General features: G+C 59.3%; 18 protein-coding genes and 2 pseudogenes. 11 read left to right on the top strand and 9 right to left on the bottom strand.

Going from position 1 to position 15,186, the window contains the following annotated elements; all coding sequences use genetic code 11:
- Nucleotides 1-71: 71 nt before the first annotated feature.
- The 3 genes from tal to GST84_17940 form a co-directional block, all read right to left on the bottom strand.
- Nucleotides 72-998 (bottom strand): transaldolase, encoded by a 927-nt coding sequence (gene tal / locus GST84_17950; protein ID XGB14109.1) that lies wholly within the window; start codon nt 996-998, stop codon nt 72-74.
- Nucleotides 999-1,154: 156 nt separating this feature from the next.
- Entirely contained in the window at nt 1,155-2,165 is a 1,011-nt protein-coding gene (gene dusA, locus GST84_17945) for a tRNA dihydrouridine(20/20a) synthase DusA (protein ID XGB14108.1), read from the bottom strand.
- 619 nt (nt 2,166-2,784) lie between these two features.
- The gene (locus GST84_17940; GenBank protein XGB14107.1) at nt 2,785-3,696 is read right to left on the bottom strand and encodes a LysR family transcriptional regulator; all 912 of its coding nucleotides are present in this window, start codon (nt 3,694-3,696) and stop codon (nt 2,785-2,787) included.
- Nucleotides 3,697-3,830: 134 nt separating this feature from the next.
- Between GST84_17940 and GST84_17935 the strand changes: the two genes are divergently transcribed.
- From GST84_17935 to GST84_17920, 4 genes are all read left to right on the top strand, one after another.
- Nucleotides 3,831-4,130: a hypothetical protein gene (locus tag GST84_17935; protein XGB14106.1), complete on the top strand. Its 300-nt coding sequence runs from the start codon at nt 3,831-3,833 to the stop codon at nt 4,128-4,130.
- A gap of 28 nt (nt 4,131-4,158) precedes the next feature.
- Complete coding sequence (locus tag GST84_17930) at nt 4,159-4,767, top strand: glutathione S-transferase (GenBank protein ID XGB14105.1); 609 nt, start codon at nt 4,159-4,161, stop codon at nt 4,765-4,767.
- Between the two features lie 76 nt (nt 4,768-4,843).
- A complete protein-coding gene (locus GST84_17925; protein XGB14104.1) occupies nt 4,844-5,473 on the top strand; it encodes a glutathione S-transferase in 630 nt (209 codons plus the stop codon).
- Nucleotides 5,474-5,906: 433 nt separating this feature from the next.
- Complete coding sequence (locus GST84_17920) at nt 5,907-6,215, top strand: chorismate mutase (protein ID XGB14103.1); 309 nt, start codon at nt 5,907-5,909, stop codon at nt 6,213-6,215.
- Nucleotides 6,216-6,260: 45 nt separating this feature from the next.
- Here the strand turns inward: GST84_17920 and GST84_17915 are convergent, their stop codons facing one another.
- A complete protein-coding gene (locus GST84_17915; protein ID XGB15800.1) occupies nt 6,261-6,878 on the bottom strand; it encodes a LysE family transporter in 618 nt (205 codons plus the stop codon).
- Between the two features lie 174 nt (nt 6,879-7,052).
- On the opposite strand from GST84_17915, the pseudogene GST84_17910 reads away from it, so the two are divergent.
- From GST84_17910 to GST84_17890, 5 genes and pseudogenes are all read left to right on the top strand, one after another.
- Nucleotides 7,053-7,169 (top strand): annotated as a pseudogene (locus GST84_17910) (IS5/IS1182 family transposase).
- A gap of 184 nt (nt 7,170-7,353) precedes the next feature.
- Entirely contained in the window at nt 7,354-7,800 is a 447-nt protein-coding gene (locus GST84_17905; protein ID XGB14102.1) for a hypothetical protein, read from the top strand.
- 128 nt (nt 7,801-7,928) lie between these two features.
- Nucleotides 7,929-8,033, top strand: a pseudogene (locus tag GST84_17900) (IS110 family transposase).
- Nucleotides 8,034-8,236: 203 nt separating this feature from the next.
- Nucleotides 8,237-8,800: a TetR family transcriptional regulator gene (locus tag GST84_17895; protein XGB14101.1), complete on the top strand. Its 564-nt coding sequence runs from the start codon at nt 8,237-8,239 to the stop codon at nt 8,798-8,800.
- Nucleotides 8,797-9,771, top strand: a complete 975-nt coding sequence (locus GST84_17890) for an EamA/RhaT family transporter (GenBank protein XGB14100.1) — start codon at nt 8,797-8,799, stop codon at nt 9,769-9,771. Before GST84_17895 ends, GST84_17890 begins: the two co-directional genes overlap by 4 nt.
- Nucleotides 9,772-9,845: 74 nt before the next feature.
- Here GST84_17890 and GST84_17885 read toward each other — a convergent pair whose 3' ends face one another.
- The 5 genes from GST84_17885 to GST84_17865 form a co-directional block, all read right to left on the bottom strand.
- A complete protein-coding gene (locus GST84_17885) occupies nt 9,846-10,685 on the bottom strand; it encodes a helix-turn-helix domain-containing protein (GenBank protein ID XGB14099.1) in 840 nt (279 codons plus the stop codon).
- Nucleotides 10,686-10,813: 128 nt separating this feature from the next.
- Entirely contained in the window at nt 10,814-11,203 is a 390-nt protein-coding gene (locus GST84_17880) for a GFA family protein (protein ID XGB14098.1), read from the bottom strand.
- Between the two features lie 81 nt (nt 11,204-11,284).
- Complete coding sequence (locus GST84_17875) at nt 11,285-11,989, bottom strand: SDR family oxidoreductase (GenBank protein XGB14097.1); 705 nt, start codon at nt 11,987-11,989, stop codon at nt 11,285-11,287.
- Nucleotides 11,990-12,088: 99 nt separating this feature from the next.
- On the bottom strand, nt 12,089-12,982 hold the full coding sequence (locus GST84_17870; GenBank protein ID XGB14096.1) for a LysR family transcriptional regulator: 894 nt from the start codon (nt 12,980-12,982) through the stop codon (nt 12,089-12,091).
- Nucleotides 12,983-13,022: 40 nt separating this feature from the next.
- Nucleotides 13,023-13,181, bottom strand: a complete 159-nt coding sequence (locus GST84_17865; protein XGB14095.1) for a hypothetical protein — start codon at nt 13,179-13,181, stop codon at nt 13,023-13,025.
- Nucleotides 13,182-13,195: 14 nt separating this feature from the next.
- On the opposite strand from GST84_17865, the gene GST84_17860 reads away from it, so the two are divergent.
- The gene (locus GST84_17860; GenBank protein ID XGB14094.1) at nt 13,196-13,750 is read left to right on the top strand and encodes a cupin domain-containing protein; all 555 of its coding nucleotides are present in this window, start codon (nt 13,196-13,198) and stop codon (nt 13,748-13,750) included.
- Nucleotides 13,751-13,777: 27 nt separating this feature from the next.
- Nucleotides 13,778-15,124, top strand: coding sequence for a glutamine synthetase (locus tag GST84_17855; protein ID XGB14093.1), 1,347 nt, complete (start codon nt 13,778-13,780; stop codon nt 15,122-15,124).
- The last annotated feature ends 62 nt before the right edge of the window (nt 15,125-15,186 follow it).

Raw genomic sequence — 15,186 nt, 5'->3', positions numbered from 1 at the left:
CTAAGGCGTGGCAAACAAAACGGGCGGAAAATACTGAGCTCTTCCCGCCCGTCGGGCAAACCCGAACTGTATCAGGCCTTTTCAGCCATCAACTTCTCCAGCTTTTCCTGGTCCCGCGCAAACTGGCGGATACCTTCGGCCAGTTTCTCGGTGCCCATGGCGTCTTCGTTCATCGCCCAGCGGAACTGGCTTTCGTTCAGGTGCTGCTTGGCTTCACCGGCGTTGCCCGGTTTCAGCACCTGCGGCAACTCACCTTGGTCATCACTGAGCTGCTGCAGCAGCTCGGGGCTGATGGTCAGGCGGTCGCAGCCGGCCAGTTGTTCGATCTGGCCGATATTGCGGAAGCTGGCACCCATGACCACGGTGTTGTAACCATTGGCCTTGTAGTAGTTGTAGATGCGCGTGACCGACTGCACGCCCGGGTCCTCGGCGCCCACGTATTCCTGGCCGGTGCTCTTCTTGTACCAGTCGTAGATACGGCCCACGAACGGCGAAATCAAAAACACCCCGGCATCGGCGCAAGCCTGGGCCTGGGCGAAGGAGAACAGCAGGGTCAGGTTGGTCTGGATGCCTTCTTTCTCCAGCTTCTCGGCGGCGCGAATGCCTTCCCAGGTGGAGGCCAGCTTGATCAGCACACGCTCTTTTGGCACTCCGGCCGCCTCGTACAGCGCAATCAGCTGACGAGCCTTGTTCAGCAGCGCTGGCTCATCGAACGACAGGCGTGCATCCACCTCGGTGGAGATACGCCCCGGGATGACCTTGAGAATGCCCGAGCCCACGGCCACCGCAAACTTGTCGCAGGCCAGGTCGACATCACCCTTGGCGTCGGCCTTCACCTGTTTCAGCAGGTCGGCGTAGCCCGGGATGGCAGCAGCCTTTAACAGCAGCGACGGGTTGGTGGTGGCATCGACCGGCTTCAGGCGGGTGATGGCGTCCAGGTCCCCGGTGTCGGCGACCACGGTGGTGAACTGCTTGAGTTGTTCCAGCTTGGAGGTCATGGGCGTGCTCTGTCCTGTGCATTTACTCGACATTACCCGAGCCCCGGCAGCCGCTCAAGGGCCGCCGAAACCCTGCGGACCCGCTGGTCCGCACAGGGCTGTAGGAAAGGTGAAGATTCGAGTCGCAAGCAAGCCCGAGGTTCCCTCCCTCTGAGGTCATCGCCCCTGCAACAACTCCACGGCCTGGTCAAACACCGCCAAGGGTTCAGCCGCCTTGTGAATGTCAGCCGACAGCAGCTGGCGGAAGCGCCGCGCCCCTTTGAATCCTTGGGCCAGCCCCAGAATATGCCGGGTAACGTGGTGCATCGCACCGCCGCTTTCCATATGCGCCACGATGTAAGGCCGCAGTTGCGCCAATGCCTCGCTACGGCTGACCACCGGCGCATCGCTGCCAAACAGTTGCTGGTCCACCTCGGCCAGCAGATAAGGGTTGTGATACGCCTCGCGCCCCAGCATCACGCCATCGAAGGTTTCAAGGTGTGCCTGGCATTCGTCCAGGGTCTTGATCCCGCCGTTGAGCACGATCTCCAGGTCCGGGAAGTCCCTCTTCAACTGCGCTGCGATGTCATAGCGCAGCGGCGGGATCTCGCGGTTCTCTTTCGGCGACAGCCCTTCCAGAATCGCGATGCGTGCATGCACGGTAAAACTCCGGCAGCCGGCCTCACGCACCTGGCCGACGAAGTCGCTCAGTTCGGCGTAGCTGTCACGGCCGTTGATACCAATGCGGTGCTTCACCGTGACAGGCGTCGATACGGCATCACGCATGGCCTTCACGCAGTCGGCCACCAGCGCCGGGTGAGCCATCAGGCACGCGCCGATCATGTTGTTCTGCACCCGGTCGCTTGGGCAGCCAACGTTGAGGTTGACCTCATCGTAGCCCGCTTCTTCAGCCAGGCGCGCACATGCGGCCAGGTCGGCCGGCACACTGCCGCCCAGTTGCAGGGCCAACGGGTGCTCAGAGGCATCGTGGCGCAGGAAACGGTGGGCGTCGTTGTGCAGCAGGGCACCGGTGGTGACCATTTCGGTGTAGAGCAGGGTTTGCCGGGAGAGCAGGCGCAGGAAGAACCGGCAATGTCTGTCTGTCCAGTCCATCATCGGTGCAACGCTGAAGCGGCGTGACGGCTCAGGGCGCGTGGTTTGTGGCTTTGAAGCTAATTCTAGGGGCATTCTGGTCTACGCATTTATGTACCACTTTTCGGGTTTTTTGGTGAGACAGTGGTGTGATGTAGCACCGCCATTCACGCTTGTACCCCCGGAAATCATGGTAACAATCAGAGCAAGGAAAAAGGCCGATGGAACGGTCAGCTATACCGTCCAGATCCGCCTCAAGAAAAAGGTGTCCTAGTCTACCAAGAAGCCCAGACGTTCGCCCGTAAGCAGGCAGCGCAGGCTTGGGCGAAGCGACGAGAGACAGAGTTGGCAGAGCATGGTGCCATCGAGCGGGCCAACCGTGGATGGCACGCAATCAAGGCCATGATTGATCGCTACCTGTTGGAAGCCGAGAAAGCCCGGCCGCTGGGTAGGACGAAGCGGCAGACCCGCCTGGTTTGTACGACGCGATACCCAGCCATGCGCCAAGACGTTCGCGTGCAAAATCCTCAGGAACAATTGGCCCGAAAAAACGTAGGAGCGAGCGCCAGCTCGCGATGCGCCGCGCGGGCGGCGCTCGGTCTGATAACCACCAAAAACCTCATGACGAACACCTTAAGGCCCCCACCGAACCCAATGCCATGACCGTCCGCTCCGGGTCGGTTAGCAGCCCCTTGGCAAGGGCAACAATCGGCCATCATCGGACCGTCTTGCTGCCATGATCCAGTTTGTTCAGATATTCAGCGACCTCATGTGTCAGCCAACTTGAGAACACCTGCTGCTTTGTTTCTGAACGCTCGCGGTTGGGTAATACCAGCCAATACGGGTAGGGATAGGGAGCGATCACGGGGGAGAGTTGCACCAACTCCCCTCGTTGGATCGCGTCGTGCACAAGGCTGCGGCGCTCCAGGGCGATCCCCTGGCCTAAGCGCACGGCTTGAAGCACCAGGTTGGAGTCGTTGCTGCACAGGCCGATGCGTGGGACTTCCCTATCCAGCCCGGCCGCTTGACACCACGGTTGCCATGATTCCATGTTGAAAACAATGTTGCTGCTGATGATCTCTTCAGGGGTCTGTGGTAGCACCCCGCCGTTGAAGTGCGGAGCGGCAACCACCAACGTCTCGTCATGAAAGAGCAGATGCTGCTCCACCCCGTCCCAGTCGCCCTTGCCCATGCGGATCCCTACGTCGACAGATTCCCGCGTCAGGTCCGATAGCGCCAGATTGGCCTGTAGCCGGACGCTGATATGCGGCTGTAATTGCTGGAAACGTGGCAAGCGGGGCAACAACCAGCTGAATCCGAACGAAGGGAGAACGGCGACCACCAGTTCCGTTGACTTGGGTTGCGTCTTGATCAGTCGCGTGGCTTCGGCGATTCCGCCCAAGCATTCGCGGATCTGCAAGGCATACAGTCGTCCGTCCTCACTGACCCGCAGACCCCGTCCCTCACGGACGAACAGGGTGACGCCGATCATCTCTTCCAACACCTTGATCTGCTGGCTGATGGCCGAATGGGTGACATGCAGTTCTTTGGCGGCTGCGGTGACGCGCCCCAGCCTTGCAACCGATTCGAAGCAGCGTAGGCAGGTGATTGGAGGAATATTCGACATGTAAGTATTTCTTACAAATAGTGGAAAAAAAAACTGATTTATAAGTGGCAAGGCTCTCATTAATGTAAGTGACGGTAAAGTCTTCGACTGGCAAGAGGAATGGAGCCATAGACGGTGCGTGGGGAGCACGGCAAATGACAACGGGTAATCCTGACTGTGAAGACCACCAGTGGTTGCAGATTTCACTGACCAGCGCGCAATGGGTTTCGGTGCGGTTTACTCACGACATCTACACGCGTGCGGTGAGCGGCAAGCATTGGATCAGCGCGGACGGTGTCGACTTCGCGATTGGCCCCGGCGAGCGCGTGAAATTGTCTGTCGGGCTAGCGCTGATTGATGGGGAAGGTCTTCTGCAACTGGAGCCAGTCAGGGCACAGAAGCAGCACCCGGCGTATCCGTTCCCCTGCTGTTCAAACGCCAGACAACGGCATTAGAGATCAACATCAATCAAGGAAACTATCGATGAAACTCATTGGGATGCTGGATTCACCTTACGTTCGCCGGGTAGCTATATCCCTGGACCTTCTAGGCATCGAGTTCGAACATGCCCCACTGTCGGTGTTCAGCACATTCGAAGAGTTTTCGAGGATCAATCCGGTGGTCAAAGCGCCGACTCTGCTGCTCGATGACGGCTCCGTACTGATGGACTCGACGCTGATCATCGATTATTTCGAGACCCTCAGCTCACCCGGGAGCAAGCTATTGCCAAGTCAACCGCAGGCGCTGGCCAGAGCTTTGAGTACATTGGGGCTGGCGCTGGCGGCATGCGAGAAGACCGTCCAGATCGTCTATGAACACAATCTTCGACCGGCGGAAAAGCTTCATCAGCCCTGGGTCGAACGCGTCACCCGGCAGTTGCTGGCGGCGTGCGCGGAGTTGGACAAACAATTGGCGGCACAAGCGTCGCACGGGGTGCGCCCAGACCAGGTTGAGGTCACTTGTGCGGTGGCCTGGTCGTTCATGCAGTTGATGCTGCCCGATGTAGTCAAGGCCAGCGATTTCCCGGCCATCAATGCCCATGCGGCCCGCCTGGAACAGACCGATCTGTTCAAGCGTTATCCGATTGCCTGAGCCCTGGCGGAACGGGCCGGGCTCAACCGCGCCGATTGCCCCTCCCGCCACTGATTGGTTTTTGCGAGCCGTATCCATGTACACACTTTATTTCGCGCCGACGGCCAATGGTCACAAGATCCTGATCATGCTAGAGGCGCTTGGCGTGCCTTACCGGATCCGTCGGATAAACCTGGCGCAGGGTGAACAACACCAGCCGGACTTCGCCCGCCTGACAATCCACCGAAAGATCCCGTTGTTGGTCGATCACGATCAGGCGCTGATCCTGCCCGAGTCCGGAGCTATCCTTCAATATCTGGCGGAAAAGCACTTGCGATTCCTACCGTGCGTAGGGCCTGAGCGCTATGCGGTGCTCCACTGGCTGGCCTGGCAAATCAGCAGCCTGGGGCCGATGGCCGGGCAGAACTATCACTTCATTCATCAAGAGGCCGAAGGCAACGAGTACGCAAGATCGCGCTATCAGGAACAAACCGTCCATTTGTTCAGCACAGTGGAAAAGGCTTTGGCCGGACGCGATTTCATTGCTCGGATGTACTCGATTGCCGACATGGCCATCTATCCCTGGCTGCGCATCCACGCTCAATTGCAGGTGGATATCCAGACATTGCCCAATGTGGCCGGTTATCTGAAGCGAATGGCGGCCCGTGAAGAAGTGCTGACCGCCTATGCCAAGGGGGCAAGGTCAACATCGACGCTCCCGGGATGATGCACCGGGAGTCTCCCTGAAATAGCCCAGACCGGACAAATAGCCGGAATGGCCTCCGCCAATCATGCTCGTACCACCGGGAATCATGGCAACGATCAGAGCAAGGAAAAAGGCCGATTGGACGTTTATCTATCCCGTCCAGATCCACCTCAAGAAAAAGGATGTCCTGGTCTACCAAGAGCCCCAAACCTTCGCCCGCCAGCAGGCTGCTTGAGCCTGTGCGAAAGATGGTTCGTGTGGAGGATCTGCATTTTCGCGATCTGCGCCACGCAGGCGTGAGTTGGTTATTCGAAATGGATTGGAATATCCCTGCGGCGTTACACCCTCTGAGGCGCGTTAAGCAGACCTGGCATAGCAGCTACACTGCACGACCCGATCACCCACGACAGCCTGCTTCAATCCAGCGCAGGCTCATGAAAAGGAAGTCAAGCAAATGGATGTACCTTGCACCTCTCTGGACGAAGTCCGTCAACGGATTGATGAAATCGACCGCAGCCTCGTTTCGCTTCTCGCCAAACGTGGAAGGCTCGTAACGCAAGCAGCAGGCTTCAAGAAAACCACCGATGATGTGCGTGCGCCTGCCCGGGTCGAGCAAGTGATCAAGAAGGTTCGTGAGATGGCTGACGAAACCGGTGCCTCGGCTGAGGTGGTGGAGCAGGTCTATCGGGCGATGATTTCGGCCTTCATCTCTGAGGAACTGAACACCCATGCGAAGCTGGCCGACGAGGCTTCTGCATCGTGATGAAGTGCGGGGCTCATATGCAGCTCCGCCGCCTTTTCCTGCTTGCTATCTCTGGCTCAACGCCGCAATCGAAACGCCAGACGCGACGAAGGTGAGGCCTGCGCCCACGTTCAGCCCATTCACCAGCCGTGGCCGCCGATACAGGTAGCGAGACAGCCCCGTGGCGAAAATGCCCATCAAGGCAAACCCCAATGCAGTGAGTGCAGCGAACCACAGGCCGTAAACCATCATCTGCACACTGACCGACCCGCGTGCGGGGTCGACGAATTGGGGAATGAACGCCAGCACGAACAAACCTGGCTTGGGGTTGAGCGCAGCCGACAGCAGACCGGTCAGAAAAATGCTGGACAGAGATTGCCTGGACGCCGGCTGAAAGCTTATCAGGCTACGAGCGCGCAGAACCTTGATCCCTAGCCAGAGCAGATAGCCGGCACCAATGAGCTTGATCACCCAAAATGCGAGCACCGAGGTTTGCATCAGTAGGGTCAAGCCTAACGAAGCGGCTGCAACGTGAAACAGAATGCCTGCGCCTGACGCCATGCCGGATACAGCCGCTGCGACTTTACCCTGGCTGAGACCGCGACCAATGGCCAACAAGTTGTCAGGGCCCGGTGCCAGCACCAACAGCACGCAGGCGGCGGTATAGGCGAACCACACGCTCATGGGAAACACGGCTCTCTCCTTAAGCCTGATGAAGCATCCATCCTGACGGTGTGGTACGCCAATAGCAAGGCGGAACCTCAAGGGCTGTTAGCACTGGCGGGCTCGGCCCTGCTTGGTTGGCTGAGGATTCTCCGAACACGTCAGGACGGGGCAGACTACCTGTGCTGACATAGTCGTCCGCTCAAGCGCCAGTTCGGTTATGTGAAGACTCGCTTTCGTGGCTTGGCCAAGAACACTGCACAACTGACCACGTTGTTTGCGCTGTCGAACCTTTTGATTGGGCGCCGATAGTTATTGAACGCTGCGCTAGCGGCCGAAAAATGGACTGGCGCGGTCGAGATTTTGCTTACTACGCGCTCGGGAAAACGTGATCGGCGTTTCCCAGGCAGCCTGTCGGAATGCGAGAACTTTGGTGTCTGTGTCAGGTCCAACCCGCACTTTAGCTATCCACTCGCGTCTCCGGAGCCGAACAAAAATGAGAAAACCTTTGGTTGCTGTCTTTGCTTGTGCATTGGCACTCGGAATGACGGCATTCTTGCCCGCCGATATCTCCCCTATCAGTTCCGCTTATGCCAAGGGCGGCGGTGGCGGCGGTGGCGGTGGTCATGGCGGTGGCGGCGGACATGGTGGTGGAAACGGCGCCGGACATGGCGGTGGCATGGGAGGGCATAGTGGAAGCGGGAAGGGCCTTGGAAGTGATCACGCTGGAAAGGCGACACGCGATCATGGAGTAAGCGGCAATCATTATGGAGGCTCGCGCAACAGCGACAACGGTCATGGCACCACCACCTCGGGTGTCGCTCACTCCAAGGACACTCGCGGTTTGGCCAAGTCCACGGCCATCTCTCGAACGACGCCAGGCGATCATAATTCTAAAGGCCTCAGCAATGCTGTCGGGTCTTCTTCAAAAAATGATCGATGATTTGCCCGCATCCATGCAGTACCGGCTTTAGCGTGCACGTAAGCTCAGCGTAGGCCGGGCTAATTGAAAGGGTCACCCCCACACCCTGCGAGGGCTAAGCTTTCGCAGGGTGTTTTGTTTTGGAGATCATCACCACCAGCGAGTCAGCACGGGGTGGGATTGATCTCGGTAAACACAGTTTCCACCGGCATGGTCATGACCCGTTGGGCCAAGCGGTGTTTCGCAAGAAGGTAGACGGCACGATCAGGTGCACAGCCCAGATTCGCATCCGAAGTGCAGGGGCGCTTAGCTGGCGTAGCAAGTTTCTGATTGACCAGGCCTGCGTTTTGCTGCTGCGCTCGGTGTCGTAGCGACCATGCTTCAGGTCGTATCTGGATGCGCCTGAATCTTACCGGTCAGTATAGTCAACTCCGTGCCTTTGCCGGAGTGCCTTGAATTGGACAATACCCGTGAGCGCTTGATTGATGCCGCGATGAAGCTGTTTCTCTCGCAAGGTTTATACGTGACGGGGGTAACGGCCATTGCCGCGATGGCGGGCGTTACCAAAATGACGCTCTACAGCCATTTCCCCTCCAAGGATGCGCTGATAGTGGCGTGCCTTGAGGAGCGTGACCGACGCTGGCGTGAAGAGGTAGCGCGCACCCTGGCTGGGCATCCTGAGCCGGTCAGTGGCATGCTCGCTTTTTTCGATTTGTATGAACGCTTTCTTTTGAAAGATAGCGAGCGGGGGTGCCTGTTCGTTAACAGTGCGGCTGAATTCCCCCAGTTCAGCCACCCCGTGCATTTGGCAGTGAGCCGGCATAAGCAAGGGATACGCGAAAACCTTGCTGCCTTGGCCATGAGCGCCGGTATAAACGACCCTGACGCAGTTGCCCAAGGGTTGTTTATCTTGCTGGAGGGCAGTTTTGTCAGCGGTGCGATGGGCCAGGACATGCGGGTTTTCGACACTGCCCGGCAAATAGCTCATTGCTGGATCCAACGGCAGGGGCACAGCGTATGACCCTGGGCTTGTTAGCGGCCATTGCCGCCACTTTTTCCTGGTCGCTGCTCTATATCTTTCCGGGGCTGGTCGGCGACTACAGCCTTTTTGACCTGGCGGTGGTGAGCTATGCCTTTGCCGGGTTAGGTAGCCTGCTGGTGCTGTTCGCTTACCGCAGCGAAGTGCGGCAATTGCGACTGAATGACTGGGCCTGTGCCGCACTGCTGGGCTTCTTGGGATACATTGGCTACTTCTTCCTGATCACCACTGCGGTTTTGGCAGCCGGGCCGGTGATCCCCCCGGTGATGATGGGGTCAGTACCGATCGTGCTCGCGATTGCCGGCAACATGCGCAGCGCCAGCGTGCCTTGGCGCGCCATTGCCGGGCCACTGCTGGTGGCGGCCCTAGGCATCAGCCTGGTCAATCTGAGCGTGTTTGATGCTAGCCGTGCGGCGGTAGTGCTCCCGACCGCGTCGTTACTGCTTGGGCTGTTTGCATCGTTGCTGGCAATCGCATTCTGGACCGGTTTTGGCCTGTTGAATGAAAGTGCGTTGGCTCGGCGCCCAAGCATGTCTCCCATGTTGTGGTCAGCCATGTTGATCTTCATGTGCAGCGTCGAAATGCTGGCGTTCATTCCGGTTGGGCTGCACTTGAAACTGTCTCATTTCGCTAGCCATCCGAGCGGTTTGGCAGGTACTCAGGCGCTGATCGTCTGTGGGCTGATTCAGGGGTTGGGGGCCACCCTTGCAGGTGCCTGGGCATGGTCAATCGCAACGCGGCGTCTTCCGCTGGCGCTGAGCGGGCAATTGATCGCCAGCGGGACCATTTATGCAACTACGATGGGCCTGCTCATCAACCAACGCTGGCCGTCTCCTATGGAAGCGCTTGGTACAGCCTTGTTGTTCGTAGGGGTGGTGTGGGCTATCCACGCCTTTTATCGCAAGCAAACACGCCTCCAGACGCATGGCGAGGCATCCAGGGTACGTATCTGATCCCCGGCCCGGTTGCCCGGCCATGCGCCTGGGCCGGCCAAGTTGGCTACGCCCGCTACCCATGGCCCAGCCGTCTACTTCAGCGGCACGTAGATGTCCGTTTGCCATTGCTCCAGTGGTGTTTCCGGATAGACGCTCAGGTAATGAAAGAACAACGGATGATCACGCAGTTCTTCGTTGCTCGATGGCAGCCAGTCACGATAAAGCGGGTAGATGGTTTCGCCAATGTAGTCAGGCGAGCCGGTATGTCGAATCACGGCACAACGCCCTGCCGGTATAACCCGTTCATGCACGCCGAAATCGTTGGGCTGCACCGCCTCGTCTATCTCGCCGCACACGGCAAAGCGAAAGGCGTGGGCCGGGGTGGTGTCGGGGTTGTCGTAGGGGATACCGAAAGTACGGCTGCTGGTCACAGGCGACTGGCCGCTTTGCATGCGCCATTGGCGAAAACGCGCGACGCTTTCGCTGACCAGACCGGGCGGCCCCTGGTGTTCGAGCGCGGCCACGCGGGTTTGGGCGAAATGCACGATACGGATCTGCATGGTGATACTCCTGGAACGGTGAGGAACATTGAATACCGCACTCCAGGCCTGCCAGTTCGGCGCCTTGGCGAACGCGCTCGGCGCCATGCCGAAGGCGCGCCTGAACGCTCTGGCAAAGGCTTCGGGGCTTTCGAACCCGGCGCCGAATGCGGCCTCCAGTATGGGCGTCGCGGGCGAGGCGACCAGTTGATGTGCTGCGCGTCGAAGTATCATCAGTTGCACATACCGTGAAACCGGAACGCCCATGTAGGCCGTGAACTGCCGATGGAAGTGAAACGTCGAGAAGTTGGCGATGCGGCTCAAGGCATTCACCGACAGGTCACCTTCGAGGTGGCTGTCGATGTAGGCAAGCACGGTTTCGAACCGTTTCATGTAGCTCGGGTTGTGCTGTGAGTCAGTCAACGAACGGAATCTCTGGAAGGTGCGGTAAGCGCTAGCATCCGTTGTTCAGGCACTGAGGTGCCTAGCCGTGATTGCTCTATTGGTCCTGCGCTGGGTGATCAGTCAGGGTTGCAGGGAGAGTACCAAGGGGCAGCGGCGTCGACGTGAACATGTTTCTGCTTCCTGGGCAGGAACGGCGTATCAAGCGTTCCCAGCGCTATCGAAATCCAGTCGGCAAACTCACCCTGGGCGCGTGACCAGAACAAGGTCGAGCCGCACTCCGTGCAGAACTCGCGCGTAACCGTCGGTGATGAAGAGAAGGCCTTGATGCTGGCAGCGCCGCGCAGTATTCGCAGCATACCGCGCGGAATGCTGCCGTACGAAGCGAATGCGGCGCCGTGACTTTTGCGGCACCGGCTGCAGTGGCAGTGGCTCACTGCCTTGGGTGGGGTGAGTAGCAGGTAAGAGACTGCTGCGCACAAGCAGCTTCCTTGGTATGTCTCTGTCATTGGCGCTTCCGTGCAGGTGGGAAAGCGCCAGCGTAAACGCCTTGGCCTGCTCAGTCGACTGGTCTGCGGGCCGACAGACAATCAAACGCTATGTGTCACGCCGCCATCGACCTTGATGTTCTGCCCGGTGATGTAGGCAGCGCCTTCGCTGGCGAGAAACGCGATGGTGGCGGCAATTTCTTCGCGGGTGCCATAGCGTTTGAGCGGCACGCTGTCGCGGCGCTGTTCGGTGGCTGGCAGGCTGTCGATCCAGCCGGGGAGGACGTTGTTGATCCTCACGTTGTCCCCCGCGAATTGGTCGGCGAAGATTTTGGTGAATGCGGCCAGGCCCGAGCGGAACACTGCAGACGTCGGGAACAGCTCAATCGGCTCGAACGCCCAGGCGGTGGAAATGTTGATGATCACGCCCCCTTTCTGGCGCTGCATGTAGGGCGTTACCAGGCGCGTCGGGCGGATGACGTTGAGCAGATAGGTGTCCATGCCCTTGTGCCAGTCTTCGTCGCTGATTTCCAGGATTGGCGCGCGCGGACCATGGCCGGCGCTATTGACTAGCACGTCGATGCGCCCCCACTTTTCCACCACGGCATCGACCAGGCGTTTTAGGTCCTCAACCGACTGGTTGCTACCTGTTACACCCACACCGCCAAGCTCGGCAGCCAGTGCTTCGCCCTTGCCCGAGGAGGAAAGGATGCCAACCTTGAACCCGTCAGCGGCCAGGCGCTGTGCCGCTGCCGCGCCCATGCCACTGCCACCTGCTGTGATGATCGCAACTTTTTCTACTGACATGCTGCCTCCGTAATGCGAATCGATGATTGCCTGGAAGCACTAAAATTAGCAGTAGAAGTGGCGGCTAGGGAGACAGTTAAACTTTACTGATGCAGTAGATTAACTATTGCCTGTTTGTTGCTTGAACCAGCGCCGGACAATGCCTAGCGACTCCGGCTGCTGCATCTTTCGTGGCCACACAAGATAGAACGCCTTATCGAGCCTGAGCTGCTGAGCGAAGACCTGGGTCAACCTGCCCGCGACGATGTCATCACTGACGAACGCCACGCTTGCCAAAGCAATACCCTGACCACTGATGGCCGCATCGATGGCCAATGAGGTCTGATTGAACCGCAGGTTTTTGGCAGTCGCTTGCCCGTGCTGCGGGAACAGTTGTGCGAGGTACCGAGGCCAGAAATCATGGGCATCGTGAAGCAGGGTGAACGCTTGAAGCTGCTCGAAGCTGGCGGGGGCTTTGCCGGCTTCGAACAGCGTTGGGCTGGCCACGGCGACGATACGCTCGTCCATCAACAGTTCGCTGTTCAAACCCGCACCGAAGTCGGGCTTGCCATAGCGGACTGCGATATCCACGCCGTCAGTATTGAAGTGGGACAGCCGATCGGTGGCCAGTACACGTAAATCGATGTCCGGATGGCTTTGCGCAAAGCGGCCCAGCCGGGGAATGAGCCATTTGGAGGCAAAGGTCGGTGTCACGCTGACCGTCAGGTGAGACGCCTGTGGCCGCAGCAGGCGGGTTGCCTCATCGATCATCGCCAAGGCACTGCGAATGCTGCCGCTGTAGCCCAGGCCCGCATCGGTCAGTGCCAGGCCCCGGGGCAGGCGCTCGAACAAACGAAGGTCCAGGCTCGCTTCCAGCCCGCGTATCTGTTGTGCCACTGCCGCCTGGGTCACCCCCAGCTCTTCGGCGGCCAGGCGGAAATTCAGGTGGCGGGCAACCACTTCGAACACACGTAGCGCATTGAGCGAGGGCAAATCAGGGAAACCGTTTGGCATGGCGATGGACGTGGTCGGGCTGGAGGATTAAGCCACGAGGCTACTCGCCGAGCGCCTGTAAAGAAACCCGCGCCACCGCAGCCAATCCGGCACGCTGCGCAGCAAGCCCTCTGCTGGCGGCTGCACATTTCCATCGTTTGGCTTGACGCGTGAAAATTTTCATGTAAATTTTCATGAAAAATAAGTCTAAAAATTTCACGGCAGTCCGAAACGATGAAGATGCACGAAGAGGTTGAAGCCCTCGCGATCCTTATTCACGACCTGCGCAAATTCAAGAACCTGACCTTGGGTGAACTGGCCGGGCGCATCAACCGTTCGGTGGGTTTTCTCTCCCAGGTCGAGCGCGGCGTTTCGCGCCCGACCGTGGCAGACCTCACCGCTATCAGCGAAGCGCTCGGCGTATCAACCGCGTACTTCTACAACCTGAGCAAGCCCCGCAGCATTGGCTGGGTCACGCGCCCTAACGAGCGGCGCACGCTGTACCTGGAATCGGGCATCACCGACGTGCTGGCTTCGCCGACCATCACAGGCGCCTTCGCCATGCTCGACAGCCATCTCGAGCCGGGCGCCACCAGTGGGGAAGCGTACTTGAGCGACCGTTCCGAGCAGGGCTGTTTCGTGCTCGAGGGCGAACTCACGGTGTGGCTGGACCAGGGCGATGCCGTGACCCTGCAGGCCAACGACTGCTTCCAGCTGCAACCCCATGCGCCGTTCCGTTACGCCAACCTGACGGACAAAGCCACCCGTGTGCTCTGGGTCTTCAATTGAATTCGTTCACCTCACAAGGATAAGAAGATGAGTGTCATCTTTCCGGATCTGCTGGCTGAAGTGCGCTCGTTCCGAGCAGAACACCCGGCAATTCGCTATGTCGACCTGATTGCCCTGGACATTCCCGGGCACTTCTACGGCAAGCGCTACCCCATGGACATGCTGGAAAAAGTCGCAGCCGGTGCGCCACTGAAGCTGCCGCAGAACTGCGTGCTGCTGGGTACCCAGGGCGGCCTTTACCCGATTGGGGACTATTGCTTCGCCGATGGCGACCCGGATGCCGCCCGGCGCCTGGTGCCGGGTACGCTGAAGCCGGTGCGCTGGGAAAAGGAAGTGATCGCCCAGATGCTGATCACGTCCGACGGCACCGCAAAGCCGATCGAGTTCGAGCCCCGTGAAGTGCTGGCGCGTGTGCTTCAGCGTCTGGCCAAACGTGGCATCCGCCCGGTGGTGGCATTCGAACTGGAGTTCTACCTGTTCGACCGCAAGCTTGATAACGGCCTGCCACAGTATCCACGCGACACGGCAACCGGGGATGAAGACGATCAGCCGAACATGCACATCGAGCGGCTGTCGCGCTTCTCGTCGGTCCTGCACGAGATGGTCGACGGCGCCAACGAGCAGGGCGTGCCGGCGAACGTCATCACCGCAGAGCTGGGCCCAGGCCAGTTCGAGATCAACTTCTCGCACAGCGACGATGCCCTCAGTGCGGCGGACTGGTCGGCACTGTTCTGCCGCAGTACCCGCGGTATCGCGATGAAGCACGGTTACCGTGCCAGCTTCATGAGCAAGCCCTACCTGGACGCGCCAGGCAGCGGCATGCATGTGCACGTCAGCCTGTACGACGCTGCCGGCAATAACCTCCTGGCGGGAAGTGAACAGCGCAAGCTGCGCCATGCGGTGGCAGGCTGCCTGGAACTGCTGCCGCACTGCATGCCGATCTTTGCCCCCAACCACAATGCATACCGACGTTATGGCGCCATGGTCAACGCGGCGAGCAAGGCCAGCTGGGGGTTCGAAGACCGTGACGCGTGCATCCGCATCCCCGAGTCCGACCCGCGCAACCTGCGCATCGAGCACCGTCTAGCTGGCGCCGACGCCAACCCGTATCTGGTACTGGCGGCCATTTTGACCGGGATGGAGCATGGCCTGGACCGCGGCGTGGAGCCCATCGCCCCGCTGAACGACAACCGCCAGAGCGGCATCGACTTCCCCAAGGATGCCCTCAGCGCCTTGGCCGCCATGCGTCACCACCCAGTGGTCAACGAAGGCCTGGGCAGCGAGTTCGTGATGGTCTATTGCGAAAACAAATACCAGGAGCAACTGGACTTCATGCACCACATCGATGCCCGCGAATACCGCTGGTTCCTGTAGGTGCAGCGACGCTGCACGCTCCCTTTCTACCGTTTCAATACAACGCGCAATATGGATTTGCC

This window comes from Pseudomonas putida (genome assembly GCA_041879295.1).
Taxonomy (GTDB): Bacteria; Pseudomonadota; Gammaproteobacteria; order Pseudomonadales; family Pseudomonadaceae; genus Aquipseudomonas; species Aquipseudomonas putida_Y.
Note: the sequence above shows the minus strand (reverse complement) of the source record. Positions and strands in the feature narration are given on the sequence as shown.

Bases quoted from the DNA above. Each gene is read 5' to 3' on its own strand.
- tal (XGB14109.1), bottom strand. From the start codon at position 998: ATGACCTCCAAGCTGGAACAACTCAAGCAGTTCACCACCGTGGTCGCC.
- dusA (XGB14108.1), bottom strand. From the start codon at position 2,165: ATGCCCCTAGAATTAGCTTCAAAGCCACAAACCACGCGCCCTGAGCCG.
- GST84_17940 (XGB14107.1), bottom strand. From the start codon at position 3,696: ATGTCGAATATTCCTCCAATCACCTGCCTACGCTGCTTCGAATCGGTT.
- GST84_17935 (XGB14106.1), top strand. From the start codon at position 3,831: ATGACAACGGGTAATCCTGACTGTGAAGACCACCAGTGGTTGCAGATT.
- GST84_17930 (XGB14105.1), top strand. From the start codon at position 4,159: ATGAAACTCATTGGGATGCTGGATTCACCTTACGTTCGCCGGGTAGCT.
- GST84_17925 (XGB14104.1), top strand. From the start codon at position 4,844: ATGTACACACTTTATTTCGCGCCGACGGCCAATGGTCACAAGATCCTG.
- GST84_17920 (XGB14103.1), top strand. From the start codon at position 5,907: ATGGATGTACCTTGCACCTCTCTGGACGAAGTCCGTCAACGGATTGAT.
- GST84_17915 (XGB15800.1), bottom strand. From the start codon at position 6,878: ATGAGCGTGTGGTTCGCCTATACCGCCGCCTGCGTGCTGTTGGTGCTG.
- GST84_17905 (XGB14102.1), top strand. From the start codon at position 7,354: ATGAGAAAACCTTTGGTTGCTGTCTTTGCTTGTGCATTGGCACTCGGA.
- GST84_17890 (XGB14100.1), top strand. From the start codon at position 8,797: ATGACCCTGGGCTTGTTAGCGGCCATTGCCGCCACTTTTTCCTGGTCG.
- GST84_17885 (XGB14099.1), bottom strand. From the start codon at position 10,685: ATGAAACGGTTCGAAACCGTGCTTGCCTACATCGACAGCCACCTCGAA.
- GST84_17880 (XGB14098.1), bottom strand. From the start codon at position 11,203: ATGACAGAGACATACCAAGGAAGCTGCTTGTGCGCAGCAGTCTCTTAC.
- GST84_17875 (XGB14097.1), bottom strand. From the start codon at position 11,989: ATGTCAGTAGAAAAAGTTGCGATCATCACAGCAGGTGGCAGTGGCATG.
- GST84_17870 (XGB14096.1), bottom strand. From the start codon at position 12,982: ATGCCAAACGGTTTCCCTGATTTGCCCTCGCTCAATGCGCTACGTGTG.
- GST84_17860 (XGB14094.1), top strand. From the start codon at position 13,196: ATGAAGATGCACGAAGAGGTTGAAGCCCTCGCGATCCTTATTCACGAC.
- GST84_17855 (XGB14093.1), top strand. From the start codon at position 13,778: ATGAGTGTCATCTTTCCGGATCTGCTGGCTGAAGTGCGCTCGTTCCGA.